Here is a 16499-nt window from a genome sequence, read left to right as displayed (position 1 = left end):
CGGGGACCACGCGGGACGCCCATCATCCCGGGTCCGGGCAGGCCGCGCACCGCCCCCCACCGGGATCTGGCGAGTTCCCGTCGAACCCGGCTTGAACCCGGACCCGGGGCCCGACCCGGTCCTGCCCCAGTCCTGGCCCGGACCCTGGCCCGGCCCTGGCCCCGGTCGGCGCCCATCCGTGGTGAAGCACTGACGCACTGTCACCGCCCCGCTATACGATCGACTCCGATCGGCGTGACCCCGGGGCCAAGGGAGGCGGAATGTACGAGATGGAACTGAGGGTGGATGCCGGACCCTCGGCCTCCGCGGAGCAGATCGACCGCCAGGTCACGTCCCTCTACCAGGACTTGCGCGCGCTCGGGCACTTCCAGGTCCGGCGCAAGCCGGCCCCGGCCCCGGGCGGGTCCATGGCCTCGGCGGGGTACGAGCTCGGGGTCCTGGTCGTCAGCGGGGCCTTCTCGGCCGCCGCCGTGAAGGCGGTGGGCAATGTGCTGGTGGCGTACATCCAGCGCTCCAAGGCGCGCTCCGTCACGTGGGAGTTCGACGGCCACCAGGGCACCTTCGAGGCGCTGTCCGCCAAGGACCAGGCGGCGCTCGTCGAGGTGGTGGCGGCGCGGATCGCGGCGGGCACGGCCGGCACGGGGGCGGACGGCACGGGCACGGACGGCACGAGCGCGGCCGGCACGGGGACGGACGGCACGAGCGGGGACCGCACCGGCGCGGACCGCACGGGAAACGGCACGGGGGACGGCGATGGCGGGACGCAGAATCGCGCTGCTGGTCGCGACTGACGGGTACGTCGACCCGGGTCTGAACCAGCTGCGCTCCCCCGCGCGCGGCGCCGGCGAGCTCGAGGCACTGCTCAGGGACCCGGCGGTGGGCCGCTTCGACTTCGTCCGTACGCTCTCCAACCGCCCCAAGGAGGAGATCGAGCGCGAGATGGAGGCGCTGCTCGCCCACCGCGCCCCCGACGACCTGGTGCTGCTCTACCTCTCCTGCCACGGCGTCCGCAACGACACGGGCCGGCTCTTCTTCGCCACCATCGGCACCGACCTCGGCCGCCCGCACACCACCGCCGTCCGCGCCGACCTCGTCCACCACCTCCTCGACGAGTGCGAGGCCCGCGCCAAGATCGTGCTGCTGGACTGCTGCTACAGCGGGCTCTTCCACCGCGGCACCCCCATGTCGCCCGCCCCCGTCGACGTCGAGTCGGCCCTGGCGGGCCGCGGCACCTTCGTGATCACCGCCTCCACGGCGCTGGAGTACGCGTACGAGGGCGACCAGCTCACCCTCGACAACGCCCGCCCGGGCTCCCGGTTCACGGCGGCGGTCAACGAAGGGCTCGGCACGGGCCTGGCCGACCTGGACCGCGACGGCGTGATCACGCCCGACGAGCTGTACACGTACGTCCACGACGCGGTGGTCAACCAGGGAGGCCCGGAGCAGACGCCCACCAAGTCGGGCCAGTACGAGGGGCACGTGCCGCTCGCGTACGCCCCGGTGATCGACGCCGCGGCGGGGCCCTTCGCCGCCCGCACCGCGAAGGCCGACGAGCTGCTGCTCGGCGCGCTGCTCCCGCCGCCGGTGGACACCCCGGACCGGGGGTTCATCTGCGACTCCTGGGAGGGCGCGTCCCGGCTGCTGGTGCCCATCGGCCGCACCGAGGCCACCTCGGGCGGGGAGCCGATGTTCCTGGACCTGGCCGGGCGGGAGGGCAACGCCGCGGTGGTCGGCAGGCTGGGCAGCGGCAAGACGACCCTGCTGCGCGTGATCGCGATGTCCCTGGCCCTCACCCACACCCCGCACGAGGTGGAGTTCTACCTCCTGGAGGGGGCCGTCAACCGGCTCGGGGTGCTGCGCTCCATGCCGCACGTGCGGATGGTGGCCGCGCCGCACGAGCACAGCGCGGTCGAGCAGGTCCTCTCGGCCGTGCAGGACGCGGTCGCCGCGCGGCGCGCGCTGTTCCGGGACCGGGGCATCGACTCCGTCGAGGAGTTCCGCGAGCTGCGCGCCGCCGGTGAGCTGCCGGACGGCAGCGGCAGCGACATCTTCGTGGTGATCGACGGCTGGCTGGACTTCCACTGGGAGAACCCGTCCTTCGCCGCCACCATCCACCGCCTGGTCAACACCGGGCTGAACTACGGCGTCCACCTCCTGGTCTCCGCCCGCCGGTGGAGCGACTTCGGCTCGGGTCTGCTGGGGCTGCTCGGCACCCGGGTCGAGCTCGCCCTGGAGGATCCCTCCGAGTCGTACGTCGACGCCGGTCTCGCCTCCAGCATCGGCGTCGGCTGGGCGCTGGCCCGGCGCCGGCGCTTCCGCGTGGCCGTGCCCCGGCTGGAGGAGGCGACCAGTACGGCGGAGGCCCGGCGGGCCCTGGCCGACACGACGCTGCGGATGCGCGAGCGCTGGCTCGGCGCCCAAGGGGGCGGCGACTCCACCACACGGCCCGACCCGGTCACCGCCTACGCCACGCTGCTGGGCCTGGAGGGCGGCGCCCGCCCCCGGCGCCGGGCGGAGGAGCGGCTGCGGGTGCCGCTCGGTCTGGACGACAACGGCGGGCCCGTCCACCTCGACCTGAAGGACGCCTCCCAGGGCGGCATGGGCCCGCACGGCCTGTGTGTCGGGGCGACCGGCTCCGGCAAGACGGAGCTGCTGCGGGCCCTGGTGCTGGCACTCGCCGTCACCCACTCCTCCGAGACGGTCAACTTCCTCCTCGCGGACGCCAAGGACGGCACGGGGTTCGCCGGCCTGGCGGATCTGCCGCACGTCTCGGCCGTCGTCAGCGGCCTGGCGGACGACCCCGCCCTCGTTGACCGGCTGCGCGAGGCGCTCACCGGCGAGCTGCACCGCCGACAGGACCTGCTGCGCGACGCGGGGAACTTCCCGCACCTCGCCGCGTACGAGAAGGCGCGCGCCGACGGCACGCCCCTCGACCCGCTGCCGTCGCTGGTGCTCGTGGTGGACGAGTTCGGCGACCTGGTCACGAAGCCCGACTTCCTGGACCTGCTGGTGCGGATCGGCCGGCTCGGCCGGTCGCTCGGCATCCACCTGCTGCTCGCCTCGCAGCGCCTGGAGGAGGCCAGGCTCCGCGGCCTCGACCCCTTCGTCTCGTACCGCATCGGCCTGCGCGCCTCCTCGGCGGCGGAGTCGCGCGCAGCGATCGGCGTGGCGGACGCGTACCACCTGCCGAGCGACCCGGGCCTCGGCTACCTGCGGTCCGGCACGAACACGCTCGTCCGCTTCAAGGGGGCGTACGTCTCCGGCGCGGCCGGCCCGTCGAAGGACTCGCTGCTCGACATCGCCGTACGGCGGCTGCGCGGCCAGGAACCGCCCGCGCACGAGGTGTGGCTGCCGCCGCTGGACACGCCCCCGGCCCTCGCCGACCTGCTGCCGCCCCTGGTCACCGACGCGGAGCGCGGACTGCACCCGCAGCACACCGCCGACGGCCTCCAGGGGCCGGCGCTCTCCGTCCCCATGGCGGTGCTCGACAAGCCGGAGGAGCAGCGCCGCGAGGTGCGGTACGCGGCCTTCGCGAGCGGGACGGGTCACGCGCTCGTGGTCGGCGGGCCGCAGTCCGGGAAGTCGACGCTGCTGCGCACGCTGGTCTGCGGGCTCGCCCTCGTCCACACGCCGCGCGAGGTGCAGTTCTACGTCCTCGACTTCGGCGGCGGCTCCCTGCGCCTGTTGGAGGGCCTGCCCCACCTGGGCGGGCGGGCGTCCCGGCTCGACGGGGAGCACGTGCGCCGTACGGTCGCCGAGGTCGCCGGCGTCCTCGCCGAGCGCGAGGAGTTCTTCCGCGCCCACGGGATCGGCTCCATGGAGGAGTACCGCGGGGCCCGTGGCGCCGGCGAGTGGGCCGAGCACAAGTGGGGCGACGTCTTCCTGGTCATCGACGGCTGGTCGGGCTTCAAGAGCGACTACGAGCAGCTGGAGGACACCATCGTGGACCTGGCGGCGCGCGGCCCCGCCCACGGCGTCCACCTGCTGCTCGCCACGCCGCGCTACGCCGACGTACGCCCCGCCCTGCGCGACCGGCTCGGCCCCGCGGTCGAGCTGCGGCTGGCCGATCCCAAGGAGTCGGAGATCGACCGGGGCAAGGCGGAGGCCGTCCCGGTCGGCGTGCCCGGCCGCGGTCTGAGTCCCGGCGGGTACCACTTCCTGGCCGCCGTACCGCGCCTGAGCGGGGGCCCGGACGGCCCGGACGCGCCGGCGGAGGCCGCCACCACGCACCTGGTCACCGCGATCGGGGAGGCCTGGGCGGGCCCGCCGGCGCCGCCGGTGCGGGTGCTGCCGGCCTTGCTGCCGCTGGAGGAGCTGGGGCGGGAGCGGGAGGACGACCCCGGTCGGGAGATCACCGTCGGCATAGACGAGGCGAGCCTGTCGACGGTGACCATCGACTTCGAGGCCGACCCGTACCTCGTCGTCGTCGGGGACAGCGAGTTCGGCAAGTCCTCCCTGCTGCGGCTGATCGCCCAGCAGATCACCTCGCGGTACGCGGAGCGGCAGGCGGGCCTGGTCGTCGTCGACTACCGGCGTTCGCTGCTGCACGACCTGCCCGCCGACCGCACGCACTACTGCGCGAGCGGCGCCCAGCTCAAGGAGGCGGTGGCCGAGCTGGCGGCGGTCCTCCGGGAGCGGATGCCGGGCGTGGACGTCACGGCGGAGCAGCTGCGCAGCCGCAGCTGGTACACGGGCCCCGACCTCTTCGTCCTGGTGGACAACTACGAGCTGGTCGCCACCGCCTCGGGCAACCCGCTCCACCCGCTGCTGGAGTTCCTGCCGTTCGGCCGGGACCTCGGGCTGCGTCTGGTGCTGTGCCGCAGTTCGGTACGGGCCTCACGGGCGATGTACGAGCCGCTCACGCAGGGCGTGCGGGAGCAGGGCGCCCAGGAGATCACGCTCTCCGGCGACCGCCCGGGCCGCTGCACGATGACGGACCGGCGCGGCGCGTCCCGGCGGGTGCAGCTGGCGTACGTGCCTCCGCGGGGCACGGCCGGCCGGGCGGGGGCCTCCGGGGGGCCGTGAGGGGGCTCAGGCGACGGAGCCGATGCGGCCCGCCGGGGCGTCGGGGCCGTCGTGGTGGATGGGGGTGTGGGCGCCGGTGAGGGAGACGCCGCTGCCGCCGCGCCGGGCGGCGACGATCTCCGCGCCGATCGACAGGGCCGTCTCCTCGGGCGTACGGGCGCCGAGGTCCAGGCCGATCGGGGAGCGCAGGCGGGCGAGTTCGAGTTCGGTGACGCCGACCTCGCGCAGCCGCTTGTTGCGGTCCTCGTGGGTGCGGCGGGAGCCCATCGCGCCGACGTACGCGACGGGAAGCTTCAGGGCCAGTTCGAGCAGGGGCACGTCGAACTTGGCGTCGTGGGTCAGCACGCACAGCACGGTGCGGCCGTCCACCTCGGTGGACTCCAGGTACTTGTGGGGCCACTCGACGACCACCTCGTCCGCCTCCGGGAAGCGGGCGGGGGTGGCGAAGACGGGACGGGCGTCGCACACGGTGACGTGGTAGCCGAGGAACTTGCCGACCCGTACCAGCGCCGACGCGAAGTCGATGGCGCCGAAGACGATCATGCGGGGTGCGGGGACGCTGGACTCGACCAGCAGCGTGAGCGGCTGCCCGCAGCGGGAGCCGTCCTCGCCGATGACGAGCGTGCCGGTGCGGCCGGCGTCGAGCATGGCGCGGGCCTCGCCCGCGGCCGTGCGGTCCAGCTCGGGGTGGCCGCCGAGGCCGCCCTCGTACGAGCCGTCCGGGTGGACCAGCAGAGCCGTACCGAGCAGCTCCGCCGGTCCCTCCGTGATCCTGGCGAGGGCCGCCGCCTCCCCTCCGGCGGCGGCCGCCAGCGCGGCGGGGTAGACCCCGCCGCGAACCGGGGTGACGAGGATGTCGATGATGCCGCCGCAGGTCAGGCCGACCGCGAAGGCGTCCTCGTCGCTGTAGCCGAAGCGCTCCAGGACGGTCTCGCCGTCCGCCAGCGCCTGCTGGCACAGTTCGTAGACCGCGCCCTCCACACATCCGCCGGAGACCGAGCCGATCGCGGTGCCCTCGCTGTCGACGGCGAGAGCGGCGCCCGGCTGCCGGGGCGCGCTGCCGCCGACGGCCACCACGGTGGCCACGGCGAAGTCGCGTCCCTGCTCGACCCACCGGGTGAGTTCCTCGGCGATGTCCAGCATGTCGGCCTCCTTCGAGAGAGCTTCTGTGTGGAGGGCCCGGCCTTTGTCAGTGTCCGGTACCCATGGCGAAGTAGAAGATGAACACTGCCGAGAGCACCCACATCAGGATGCTGGGCTCGCGCCACTTGCCCTGAGCGGCCTTGATGACGCAGTACGCGATGACACCGGCGCCGACGCCCGTGGTGATGGTGTAGGTGAACGGCATCAGCACGACCGTGAGGAAGACCGGGACGGCGACGGACCAGTCGGTCCAGTCCACGTGCCGGGCGTTCTGCAGCATCATCGCGCCGATGACGACCAGGGCGGCGGAGGCGACCTGGCCGGGCACCAGCTGGGTGAGCGGGGTGAAGAACAGGCACGCGGCGAAGAAGAGGCCGGTGACCGAGGCGGACAGGCCCGTACGGGCGCCCTCACCGACGCCGGTCGCGGACTCGATGAAGACGGTCTGGCCGGAGGCACCGGTGCCACCGCCGATGATGCCGCCCGCGCCGTCGATGAACAGCGCCTTGTTCAGGCCGGGCATCTTGCCCTGGGCGTCGGCGAGCTTGGCCTCCTGGCCGACGGCGATGATGGTCGCCATGGCGTCGAAGAAGCCGGCCAGCACCAGGGTGAAGACGATCATGCTGACGGCGGCGTAGCCCAGCTTGTCCCAGCCGCCGAAGCTGACCTGGCCGAAGAGCGAGAAGTCCGGCATGGAGACCGGGCTGCCGTGCAGGATCGGCGCCTTGCCGCCCCACTCCTTCTCACCGATGAGGCCGGTCGCGGTACCGATCACGGAGACGACCGTGCCGACGACGATGCCGAGCAGGATGGCTCCGGGGATCTTGCGGGCCTGGAGCGCGAAGATCAGCAGGAGCGTGAAGGCGAAGAGCGCGACCGGCCAGCCGGTCAGGGAGCCTCCGACACCGAGGGTGACGGGACCGCCGCCCTGGCCCTTGCCGACGAAGCCGGCGTTGACAAAGCCGATCATCGCGATGAAGAGGCCGATACCCATCGTGATGCCGTGCTTCAGCGCCAGCGGTATGGCGTTCATGATGACTTCACGGACGCCGGTGACCACCAGCAGACAGATCACGGCGCCGTAGACGACGCACATGCCCATGGCCTGCGGCCAGGTCATTTCGGGGGCGACCTGGGTGGAGATGACGCCCGCGACGCTCAGGCCCGCCGCGAGGGCGAGCGGAACCTTGCCGATGAAACCCATCGCCAGAGTGGTGACCGCTGCTGCGAGGGCGGTGGCCGTGATCAGCGCGGGCTGGCTCAGCTTGTCGCCGAGCGAATCCTCGCCGCCGAGCAGCAGAGGGTTGAGCAGGAGGATGTAGGCCATCGCCATGAAGGTGGTGATGCCGCCGCGCACCTCACGCGCGACCGTGGATCCTCTGTGGGTGATGTGAAAGTACCGGTCGAGCCAAGACCGTCCGGCGGGGACGCGAGAGCCGGAGCCCGCGTCTTCGGCGACGGTCTTCGGCTCCACTGACGACTGGGTCATGGTGCCTACTCCCAAGGTTCAAAGGGGCACCCGCGTGCACAGGGGCGTAAAGCTGCGGGATTTGGGATGGTGCGTTGGCTGCACGACCCGGGGGACGGCCCGAGACGAACGGGGTACTGCGTGGGGGGTACTTCGCCGGTGGGGGGGTCGGGGGATGGGTGGGGGGTGAAGCGTGGGGGGAACCGCGAGCGGTGCGGTTGCTACTCCGGGCGGTGCGGGCTGGGAAGTGTGACGTTCCTGGGAGGCACACACCGCCCGGAGGGCTTGCGGGGCCCCGGGGCCTTGCGGCCCCGAGGGCCTACAGGGTGCCGGTGAGGTGCTCGGGGCGGACCGGCGTCTTGTTCAGCTCCAGGCCCGTCGCGTTCCGGATCGCCGCGAGGACGGCCGGGGTGGACGACAGGGTCGGGGCCTCACCGATGCCGCGCAGACCGTAGGGCGCGTGGTCGTCGGCGAGTTCGAGCACGTCGACCGGGATGGTCGGGGTGTCGAGGATGGTGGGGATCAGGTAGTCCGTGAAGGAGGGGTTCCTCACCTTCGCGGTCTTCGGGTCCACGATGATCTCCTCCATGACCGCCACGCCCAGGCCCTGGGTGGTACCACCCTGGATCTGGCCGACGACGGACAGCGGGTTGAGCGCCTTGCCGACGTCCTGGGCGCAGGCGAGCTCGATGACCTTGACCAGGCCGAGCTCGGTGTCGACCTCCACGACCGCGCGGTGCGCGGCGAAGGAGTACTGGACGTGGCCGTTGCCCTGGCCGGTGCGCAGGTCGAAGGCCTCGGTCGGGCGGTGACGCCACTCGGCCTCGATCTCGACGATCTCGTCCTCCAGGACGTCCACCAGGTCGGCGAGGACCTCGCCGCCGTCGGTGACGACCTTGCCGGCTTCCAGCACCAGCTCGGCGGTGGCCCACGCGGGGTGGTACGTACCGAACTTGCGGCGGCCGATCTCCAGGACCTTCTCGCGGACGAGCTCGCAGGAGTTCTTCACCGCGCCACCCGTGACGTACGTCTGGCGGGAGGCGGAGGTGGAGCCGGCGGAGCCGACCTGGGTGTCGGCCGGGTTGATCGTCACCTGGGTGACGCCCAGCTCCGTGCGGGCGATCTGGGCGTGGACGGTGATGCCGCCCTGGCCGACCTCCGCCATCGCGGTGTGGACGGTCGCGACCGCCTCGCCGTTGATGACCTCCATGCGCACCTTGGCGGTGGAGTAGTCGTCGAAGCCCTCGGAGAAGCCGACGTTCTTGATGCCGACCGCGTATCCGACGCCGCGGACGACGCCCTCACCGTGCGTGGTGTTCGACAGACCGCCGGGCAGCGCGCGGACGTCGGCGCCCGCGGTGGTCTCCCACTGGCGCTCCGGCGGCAGCGGACGGGCCTTGATGCGGCGCAGGAGCTCGGCGACCGGGGCCGGGGAGTCGACCGGCTGGCCGGTCGGCATGAGCGTGCCCTGCTCCATGGCGTTGAGCTGGCGGAACTCCACCGGGTCCATGCCCAGCTTCGCCGCGAGCTTGTCCATCTGGGCCTCGTACGCGAAGCACGCCTGGACCGCGCCGAAGCCGCGCATGGCGCCGCAGGGCGGGTTGTTCGTGTAGAGCGCGATGGCCTCGATGTCGACGTCGTCGATGACGTACGGGCCGACGGAGAGCGAGGACGCGTTGCCCACGACGGCCGGGGAGGCGGAGGCGTAGGCGCCGCCGTCCAGCACGATCTTGCACTTCATGTGCGTGAGCTTGCCGTCCTTGGTGGCGCCGTGCTCGTAGTAGAGCTTCGCCGGGTGCCGGTGGACGTGGCCGAAGAACGACTCGAACCGGTTGTAGACGATCTTCACCGGCTTGCCGGTGCGGAGCGCCAGCAGGCAGGCGTGGATCTGCATCGACAGGTCCTCGCGACCGCCGAAGGCACCGCCGACGCCGGAGAGCGTCATGCGGACCTTCTCCTCGGGCAGGCCGAGGACCGGGGCGATCTGGCGGAGGTCGGAGTGCAGCCACTGGGTGGCGACGTACAGGTCGACACCGCCGTCCTCGGACGGCACGGCCAGGCCGGACTCCGGGCCGAGGAAGGCCTGGTCCTGCATGCCGAAGGTGTACTCCCCCTCGACGATCACGTCGGCGCGCTTGCGCGCCTCCTCCACGTTGCCGCGGATGATCGGCTGGCGGTGCACGATGTTCGGGTGCGGGACGTGGCCGGCGTGGTGGTCGTCCCGGCCCGGGTGCAGCAGCGGGGCGTCCGGCGCGAGCGCGGAGGCCTCGTCGGTGACGACGGGCAGCTCCTTGTACTCGACCTTGATCTTCGCGGCGGCGCGGCGGGCGGTCTCCGGGTGGTCGGCGGCCACGAGGGCCACCGGCTCACCGTGGTGGCGCACCCGGCCGTGGGCGAGGACGGGGGTGTCCTCGATCTCCAGGCCGTAGTTCTTCACCTCGGTGGGCAGGTCGTCGTAGGTCAGGACGGCGTAGACGCCGGCCTGCGCGAGGGCCTCGGAGGTGTCGATGGAGACGATCTCGGCGTGCGCCACGGGCGAACGGAGGAGCTGGCCCCAGAGCATGTCCTCGTGCCACATGTCCGAGGAGTAGGCGAACTCGCCGGTGACCTTGAGGGTGCCGTCGGGGCGGAGCGTGGACTCGCCGATACCGCCCTTGGTCTGCGAGCCCTGGGTGACCTTGGTGGGAGTGCCCGCCGGGGCGGACGCGACTCGGGTGTTCTGAGCCATCAGACTGCCTCTCCCTGACGAGCGGCCGCCAGGCGGACCGCGTCGAGGATCTTCTCGTAACCGGTGCAGCGGCAGAGGTTGCCGGAGAGCGCCTCGCGGATGTCCTCGTCGGACGGCGACGGGTTGCGCTCCAGCATCTCGTCGGCCGCGACCAGCAGACCCGGGGTGCAGAAGCCGCACTGGACGGCGCCCGCGTCGATGAAGGCCTGCTGGATCGGGGAGAGCTCGCCGCCCTCGCCGGTCTGCGAGTCGGTGCCGCCCTTGGCGGACCACTGCTGGGCGGCCTGGAGGGGGGTGCCCTCCTTGCCGTCGGAGGCCGTGGAGCCGCACGCGCCGGTGCCGCACGCGCCGCTGTGCTCGGCACGCTGCTTGGCGTAGTCGGCGAGGCCCTCGACGGTGACGACCTCGCGGCCCTCGACCTGGCCGGCGGCGACGAGGCAGGAGCAGACCGGGACGCCGTCGAGGCGGACCGTGCAGGAGCCGCACTCGCCCTGCTCGCAGGCGTTCTTGGAGCCGGGCAGGCCCAGGCGCTCACGCAGGACGTACAGGAGGGACTCGCCCTCCCAGACGTCGTCGGCTTCCTGCGGACGTCCGTTGACCGTGAAATTGACGCGCATGGTTATGCAGCTCCTTCAAGGGTGCGGCCGGTGCCGCGGTACTGCTCCCAGGTCCAGCCGAGCGTGCGGCGGGCCATGATCCCGACGGCGTGACGGCGGTACTTGGCCGTGCCTCGTACGTCGTCGATCGGGTTGCAGGCGGCGGAGGCGAGCTCCGCGAACTGCTTGGCGATCGAGGGAGTGATGATCTTGCCGTTGTCCCAGAAACCGCCCTCTTCGAGCGCGGCGTTCAGGAACTCCTCGGCCGCCTTGGCCCGCACCGGGGTGGGAGCCGCGGAGCCGATGCCCGTGCGCACGGTCCGGGTCTCCGGGTGCAGCGCCAGGCCGAAGGCGCAGACCGCGATGACCATGGCGTTGCGGGTACCCACCTTGGAGTACTGCTGCGGGCCGTCGGCCTTCTTGATGTGCACCGTCTTGATGAGCTCGTCCGGGGCGAGCGCGTTGCGCTTCACACCGGTGTAGAACTCGTCGATCGGGATGAAGCGGGAGCCGCGCACGGACTCCACCTCCACCTCGGCACCCGCCGCCAGCAGCGCCGGGTGGGCGTCGCCGGCCGGGGACGCGGTGCCCAGGTTGCCGCCGACGCCGCCGCGGTTGCGGATCTGCGGGGAGGCGACGGTGTGGGAGGCCAGGGCCAGGCCCGGCAGCTCGTCACGGAGGTTCTCCATGATCCGCGTGTACGGCACGGAGGCGCCCAGACGGACGTTCTCCTCGCCGACCTCGTATTCGCTCAGCAGCTCGATGCGGTTGAGGTCGAGCAGGTACTCCGGCCTCCGGTGGTCGAAGTTGATTTCGACCATGACATCGGTGCCACCCGCGATGGGCACGGCCGTGGGGTGCTCGGCCTTGGCGGCGAGCGCCTCCTCCCAGCTTGCGGGGCGAAGGAAGTCCATGAGTGGCTCTCTTCTACGTGATCCGGTGGTACGTGATCCAGGTGATCGACGTGTGCCGTGATCTGCGTGATCGGTCGTTCGCTGGGGCACGGGGGACGGCCGGGCCCACGTTCTCGTCTTCATGTTCACGTGCTGTTAACGCGTCGTGGAGCAAGTACACCCAGCGGTGCTCCACCCGGTGCAGTCGCTGAACATATGAAGGAGTTGGCTGGCCGCCCTCCTCGTCTTGTAGATTCGAACGAAAGGCGAGGACCAGTAACCTCTCCGTTTCCCCCCGGAAACGGTGGCCACGGGTCACCGGCCACAACCAGACACCCACGAAAAAGATCGGCGGCGACGAGATGCGGCTGCGCGCACTGCTGGAAACCGACGCGCTGGGGCTGCGGCTGCTCGGCGGCGAGGACGAGCTCGACCGCACGGTGCGCGGCGTGATGACGACGGACCTACGGGACCCCAGCCGGTACCTGTCAGGCGGCGAGCTGGTGCTCACCGGCCTGGCCTGGCGACGGGACGGACACGACTCCGAGCCGTTCGTCCGGATCCTTGCGGCGGCCGGCGTCGCGGGCCTGGCGGCCGGTGAGGCGGAACTGGGCGCCATCCCGGACGACTTGGTCCAGGCTTGTTTGCGCCACCGCCTCCCCCTCTTCGCAGTAAACGAATCAGTTGCTTTTGCAACGATTACCGAGCATGTTGTTCGACAGGTGTCGGGTGAGCGGGCCGGTGATCTCGCGGCTGTCGTCGATCGGCACAGAAGGCTGATGACGTCCGGCCCGGCGGGCGGCGGACCCGAGGTCGTCCTGGACCTCCTCGGCTCCGACCTGGACCTGCACGCCTGGGTGCTGTCCCCCACCGGGCGCCGGATCGCGGGCGCCGGGGCGCCGCTGCCCGCCGAGGTGGGCGCCCGGCTCGCCGGCGAGCACCTGGCCGCCACCCGCACCGGGCGGCGCGGCCCGCACCGCGCGCAGGTCGGCCCCACGACGTACTCGCTCTTCCCGATCCGTAACACCGGGCGCGGCGCGGCGCCCGCGGCGCGCGATGTGCGCGAGACCGTGCTGTCCGATTGGCTGCTGGCCGTCGAGGCCGACGCCAGCGACTGGCCGGCCGCCCGGCTCGATCTGCTGCAGGGCGTCACGCAGCTGATCGCCGTCGAGCGGGACCGGCGGGACGCGGCGCGCACGGTGCGGCGGCGCCTCGCGCAGGAGGTCCTGGAGCTGGTCCAGACGGGAGCGGCCCCGGCGGAGATCGCGGCGCGCCTCAGGGTGGCCGCGCCGGTCCTGCTGCCGGGCCTCGGGACCGCGCCGCACTGGCAGGTCGTGGTGGCGCGCGTCGAGTGGGGCGAGGAGGGCGCGGCGCCCGCCGTCACGCCCGCGGGCGGCGCGGGCGGGGCGAAGAGCGCTCCGGCCCTCGAGTCCGGGCCGGTCGCCCAGTCGCTGCTGGAGGAGATCCTGGTCGACCCGGCGACCTCGGGCCCCGACTCGGCCGACCGGATCGCGGTGGCACACACCGGGGACGAGGCGATCGCCCTGGTGCCGCTGCCCGCGGTGCCGGGACTGGACGGCTCCGGCGCCTCCCCGGAGGACGGGGAGGAGGAGGGCGCGGTCGCGGTGCACGCGGGCGGCCCCGGGCTGCACGCGGACGCGCTGCTCGCGGCCGTACGGGAGCCGCTGTCGGCGGGGCTCGGGGACGACGGGCGGCTGACGCTCGGCGTGAGCGCCGCCGTGCACTCGGCCGAGGGGCTGCGCGGCGCGCTGGAGGAGGCGCGGCACGCGCGGCGGGTGGCGGCGGCGCGGCCCGGGCGGGTGTGCGCGGCCGGGCACCACGAGCTGGCGTCGCACGTGCTGCTGCTGCCGTTCGTGCCGGACGACGTGCGACGGGCGTTCACGGCGCGGCTTCTGGACCCGCTGCGGGACTACGACCGGCGGCACCGGGCCGAGCTGATCCCGACGCTGGAGGCGTTCCTCGACTCGGACGGGTCGTGGACGCGGTGCGCGACGCGGCTGCACCTGCACGTGAACACGCTGCGGTACCGCGTGGGGCGGATCGAGCAGCTGACGGGGCGTGACCTGTCGCGGCTCGAGGACAAGCTGGACTTCTTCCTGGCGCTGCGCATGTCGTGACAGACCGTAAGAATGTCCTGACATCCAGTCAACCACCCTCACAGATAACGAGTACGCGAATCACCATGTCCGGACATAAGGACACCCTGCATCACCAGGACGCCCCGCATCAGGACCCTCCGTATCAGGACGCCCCGCACCAGGACGCCCCGCACCGGGACGCCCTGCGCGGTGACTGCGCCAACTGCTTCGGCCTCTGCTGCGTCGCCCTGCCCTTCACCGCGTCGGCGGACTTCGCCGTCGGCAAGTCCGCCGGCACCCCGTGCGCCAACCTGCGGGACGACTTCCGCTGCGGCATCCACACCCGCCTGCGCGACGAGGGCTTCCCCGGCTGCACGGTGTACGACTGCTTCGGCGCCGGCCAGAAGGTCTCCCAGGTGACCTTCGGCGGCCGCGACTGGCGCCGGAACCCGGACACGGCCCAGGCGATGTTCGCCGCCTTCCCCGTCGTACGACAGCTGCACGAGCTGCTCCGGTACCTCACCGAGGCGCTGGCGCTGAAGCCTGCGCGCCCCCTCCACGGGGAGATCCGCCGCGTCCTCGACGACACCGAGCGGCTCACGCTCCTCTCCCCCGACGAGCTCGCCGCCCTCGACCTGAACGCCCACCGCGCGGTCGTCGGCGATCTGCTCCAGCGCGCCGCCGAGCTCGTCCGGGCGGGCGTCCCGGGCGCGCGGTCCAAGAAGAAGAACCGCCGCGGCGCCGACCTCATGGGCGCCCGCCTCACCGGCGCCGACCTGCGGGGCGCGAGCCTGCGCGGCGCCTACCTCATCGCGGCCGACCTCACGGGCGCCGACCTGCGCCAGGCGGACCTGCTCGGCGCGGACCTCCGCGACGCCCGGCTGGCCGGCACCGACCTCACCGGGGCGCTCTTCCTGACCCAGCCGCAGCTCAACGCGGCACGGGGCGACGCCCGGACGGTCCTGCCCGCGGGGCTCGCCCGGCCCGCGCACTGGGAGGCGTAGAGCGCGGCGCGGAACCCGGCCGACCGGGGAGCCGCCGAGGGCCGAGCCGAGGGTCGGGCCGAGGGCCCGGGCCAGGGCACAAGAGGCACAACTCACCGGACAGATGTGCGACATCACACCAAGCGGACCGATGAGACGTTCTATATTCGGATCGTCATGCCGGATGAAGCATGCCTTTTCCTCGCACCGAGAGAGCCACAGCGATGACCCGAAGCGCCCGCAGCCGGGGCCGCAGACGAGCCGGCAACCGCAGCTCCCGCGCCCGTACCGCCCTGATGACCGTGTCCGCGCTGTTGCTCGTCGCGGTCGCGCTGTTCCTCGGGAGGACCGTCACCGGCGGTTCCGAGACCCCGGCGGCGGCGACGGGCACCGGCGGCGAAGGCGACGGCGAGGCGGCGCAGGCGCAGGGTGAGCGGCGGCCCGCCGGGGCGAACGCCCGTAAGCGCGCCGAGCCCTGGGACGGCAAGGTGGAGGTGCTGGGCGACGGCTCGACCTCGCACACCGGGCCGCAGCCGGACCAGCTGAAGCCCGAGAAGCTGAAGCCGGGCCAGAAACCCCCGCAGTTCGTGGTGTTCTCCTGGGACGGCGCGCTGGAGGGCGAGGACCACCTCTTCTCCCACTTCCGCCAGGTGGCCAAGGAGAGCGACGCGCACATGACCTTCTTCCTGACCGGCATCTACGTGCTGCCGAAGGCGAAGAAGGACCTGTACGACCCCCCGAAGCACGACCGGGGCTCCGCCGCCATCTCGTACCCCACCGACGAGCACATCCGGACGACGCTCACCCAGCTGAGCGGCGCCTGGAAGGACGGGCACGAGATCGGCTCCCACTTCAACGGCCACTTCTGCGGCCCCAAGGGCGGTGGCGACTGGAGCGTCGAGGAGTGGAAGAGCGAGATCGACCAGACCTACGACTTCCTGAAGAAGTGGAAGTCCAACACCGGTTTCACGGACATCCAGCCGCTGCCGTTCGACCCCGACCGGGAGTTCGTCGGGGGCCGGGCGCCCTGCCTGGAGGGCCAGAAGAACCTCATCACGGCGAGCAAGCAGTACGACTGGCGCTATGACGCCAGCTCGCCCGGCGGCTTCCAGGCCTGGCCGCGCAAGCAGGAGGGCATCTGGGACTTCCCGCTGCAGCTGCTGCCGTACCCGGACAAGGAGATCCAGGTCCTCTCCATGGACTTCAACTTCCTCTACAACCAGTCCAAGGGGAAGACGGACGGCGACCCGGCCCTGTACCCGGCCTGGAAGAAGACGACGCTGGACGCGTACATGAACGGCTTCAACCGGGTCTACAACGGCAGCCGTGCCCCGCTGTTCATCGGCAACCACTTCGAGCAGTGGAACGGCGGCATCTACATGCAGGCCGTGGAGGAGATGATGCGGGACGTCTGCCCGCGGAAGGACGTGGAGTGCGTGTCCTTCCGCGAGCTGAGCGACTGGCTGGACGTCCAGGACCCCGCCGTCCTGGAGCAGCTGCGCTCGCTGGACCCGGGCCAGGCGCCCGACTGGAAGACGCTGGTCAAGTAGCCGGAACGGGACAC

10 protein-coding genes are annotated in these 16499 nt (G+C 72.3%); 5 read left to right on the top strand and 5 right to left on the bottom strand.

Annotation, left to right across the window (positions count from 1 at the left end):
- The first annotated feature begins 260 nt into the window (after positions 1–260).
- Both ACZ42X_RS13190 and eccCb read left to right on the top strand, forming a co-directional pair.
- Entirely contained in the window at positions 261–791 is a 531-nt protein-coding gene (locus tag ACZ42X_RS13190) for a hypothetical protein (protein WP_468288114.1), read from the top strand.
- On the top strand, positions 754–5025 hold the full coding sequence (eccCb, locus tag ACZ42X_RS13185; RefSeq protein WP_468288111.1) for a type VII secretion protein EccCb: 4272 nt from the start codon (positions 754–756) through the stop codon (positions 5023–5025). Before ACZ42X_RS13190 ends, eccCb begins: the two co-directional genes overlap by 38 nt.
- A gap of 6 nt (positions 5026–5031) precedes the next feature.
- Here eccCb and ACZ42X_RS13180 read toward each other — a convergent pair whose 3' ends face one another.
- The 5 genes from ACZ42X_RS13180 to ACZ42X_RS13160 all read right to left on the bottom strand — a co-directional run bounded on the left by ACZ42X_RS13180 (position 5032) and on the right by ACZ42X_RS13160 (position 11874).
- A complete protein-coding gene (locus ACZ42X_RS13180) occupies positions 5032–6168 on the bottom strand; it encodes an XdhC family protein (RefSeq protein ID WP_468288108.1) in 1137 nt (378 codons plus the stop codon).
- A 46-nt stretch (positions 6169–6214) separates the two neighbouring features.
- A complete protein-coding gene (locus ACZ42X_RS13175; protein WP_468288105.1) occupies positions 6215–7657 on the bottom strand; it encodes an NCS2 family permease in 1443 nt (480 codons plus the stop codon).
- A gap of 298 nt (positions 7658–7955) precedes the next feature.
- Positions 7956–10364 carry a xanthine dehydrogenase subunit D gene (pucD, locus tag ACZ42X_RS13170; RefSeq protein WP_468288102.1) on the bottom strand — a complete coding sequence of 803 codons (2409 nt, stop codon included), beginning with the start codon at positions 10362–10364 and terminating at the stop codon, positions 7956–7958.
- The gene (locus tag ACZ42X_RS13165) at positions 10364–10981 is read right to left on the bottom strand and encodes a (2Fe-2S)-binding protein (RefSeq protein ID WP_468288100.1); all 618 of its coding nucleotides are present in this window, start codon (positions 10979–10981) and stop codon (positions 10364–10366) included. The genes pucD and ACZ42X_RS13165 overlap by 1 nt, the downstream gene beginning before the upstream one ends.
- Positions 10982–10983: 2 nt before the next feature.
- A complete protein-coding gene (locus tag ACZ42X_RS13160; RefSeq protein WP_468288097.1) occupies positions 10984–11874 on the bottom strand; it encodes an FAD binding domain-containing protein in 891 nt (296 codons plus the stop codon).
- Positions 11875–12215: 341 nt separating this feature from the next.
- On the opposite strand from ACZ42X_RS13160, the gene ACZ42X_RS13155 reads away from it, so the two are divergent.
- From ACZ42X_RS13155 to ACZ42X_RS13145, 3 genes are all read left to right on the top strand, one after another.
- Positions 12216–13991, top strand: coding sequence for a PucR family transcriptional regulator (locus ACZ42X_RS13155; RefSeq protein WP_468288094.1), 1776 nt, complete (start codon positions 12216–12218; stop codon positions 13989–13991).
- A gap of 65 nt (positions 13992–14056) precedes the next feature.
- Positions 14057–14956 carry a pentapeptide repeat-containing protein gene (locus tag ACZ42X_RS13150; RefSeq protein WP_468288091.1) on the top strand — a complete coding sequence of 300 codons (900 nt, stop codon included), beginning with the start codon at positions 14057–14059 and terminating at the stop codon, positions 14954–14956.
- A 203-nt stretch (positions 14957–15159) separates the two neighbouring features.
- A complete protein-coding gene (locus ACZ42X_RS13145) occupies positions 15160–16485 on the top strand; it encodes a polysaccharide deacetylase family protein (RefSeq protein ID WP_468288088.1) in 1326 nt (441 codons plus the stop codon).
- Positions 16486–16499: the final 14 nt, after the last annotated feature.

The sequence above is a fragment of the Streptomyces sp. NPDC030862 genome (genome assembly GCF_055571835.1).
The sequence above is the reverse complement of the archived record's forward strand: the minus strand, read 5'-3'. Positions and strand labels throughout refer to the sequence as shown.

What these genes read in the sequence shown, in the direction of transcription:
- ACZ42X_RS13150 (WP_468288091.1), top strand. Translation starts at nt 14,057, where the DNA reads ATGTCCGGACATAAGGACACCCTGCATCACCAGGACGCCCCGCATCAG.
- ACZ42X_RS13165 (WP_468288100.1), bottom strand. Translation starts at nt 10,981, where the DNA reads ATGCGCGTCAATTTCACGGTCAACGGACGTCCGCAGGAAGCCGACGAC.
- eccCb (WP_468288111.1), top strand. Translation starts at nt 754, where the DNA reads ATGGCGGGACGCAGAATCGCGCTGCTGGTCGCGACTGACGGGTACGTC.
- pucD (WP_468288102.1), bottom strand. Translation starts at nt 10,364, where the DNA reads ATGGCTCAGAACACCCGAGTCGCGTCCGCCCCGGCGGGCACTCCCACC.
- ACZ42X_RS13160 (WP_468288097.1), bottom strand. Translation starts at nt 11,874, where the DNA reads ATGGACTTCCTTCGCCCCGCAAGCTGGGAGGAGGCGCTCGCCGCCAAG.
- ACZ42X_RS13155 (WP_468288094.1), top strand. Translation starts at nt 12,216, where the DNA reads ATGCGGCTGCGCGCACTGCTGGAAACCGACGCGCTGGGGCTGCGGCTG.
- ACZ42X_RS13190 (WP_468288114.1), top strand. Translation starts at nt 261, where the DNA reads ATGTACGAGATGGAACTGAGGGTGGATGCCGGACCCTCGGCCTCCGCG.
- ACZ42X_RS13175 (WP_468288105.1), bottom strand. Translation starts at nt 7,657, where the DNA reads ATGACCCAGTCGTCAGTGGAGCCGAAGACCGTCGCCGAAGACGCGGGC.
- ACZ42X_RS13180 (WP_468288108.1), bottom strand. Translation starts at nt 6,168, where the DNA reads ATGCTGGACATCGCCGAGGAACTCACCCGGTGGGTCGAGCAGGGACGC.
- ACZ42X_RS13145 (WP_468288088.1), top strand. Translation starts at nt 15,160, where the DNA reads ATGACCCGAAGCGCCCGCAGCCGGGGCCGCAGACGAGCCGGCAACCGC.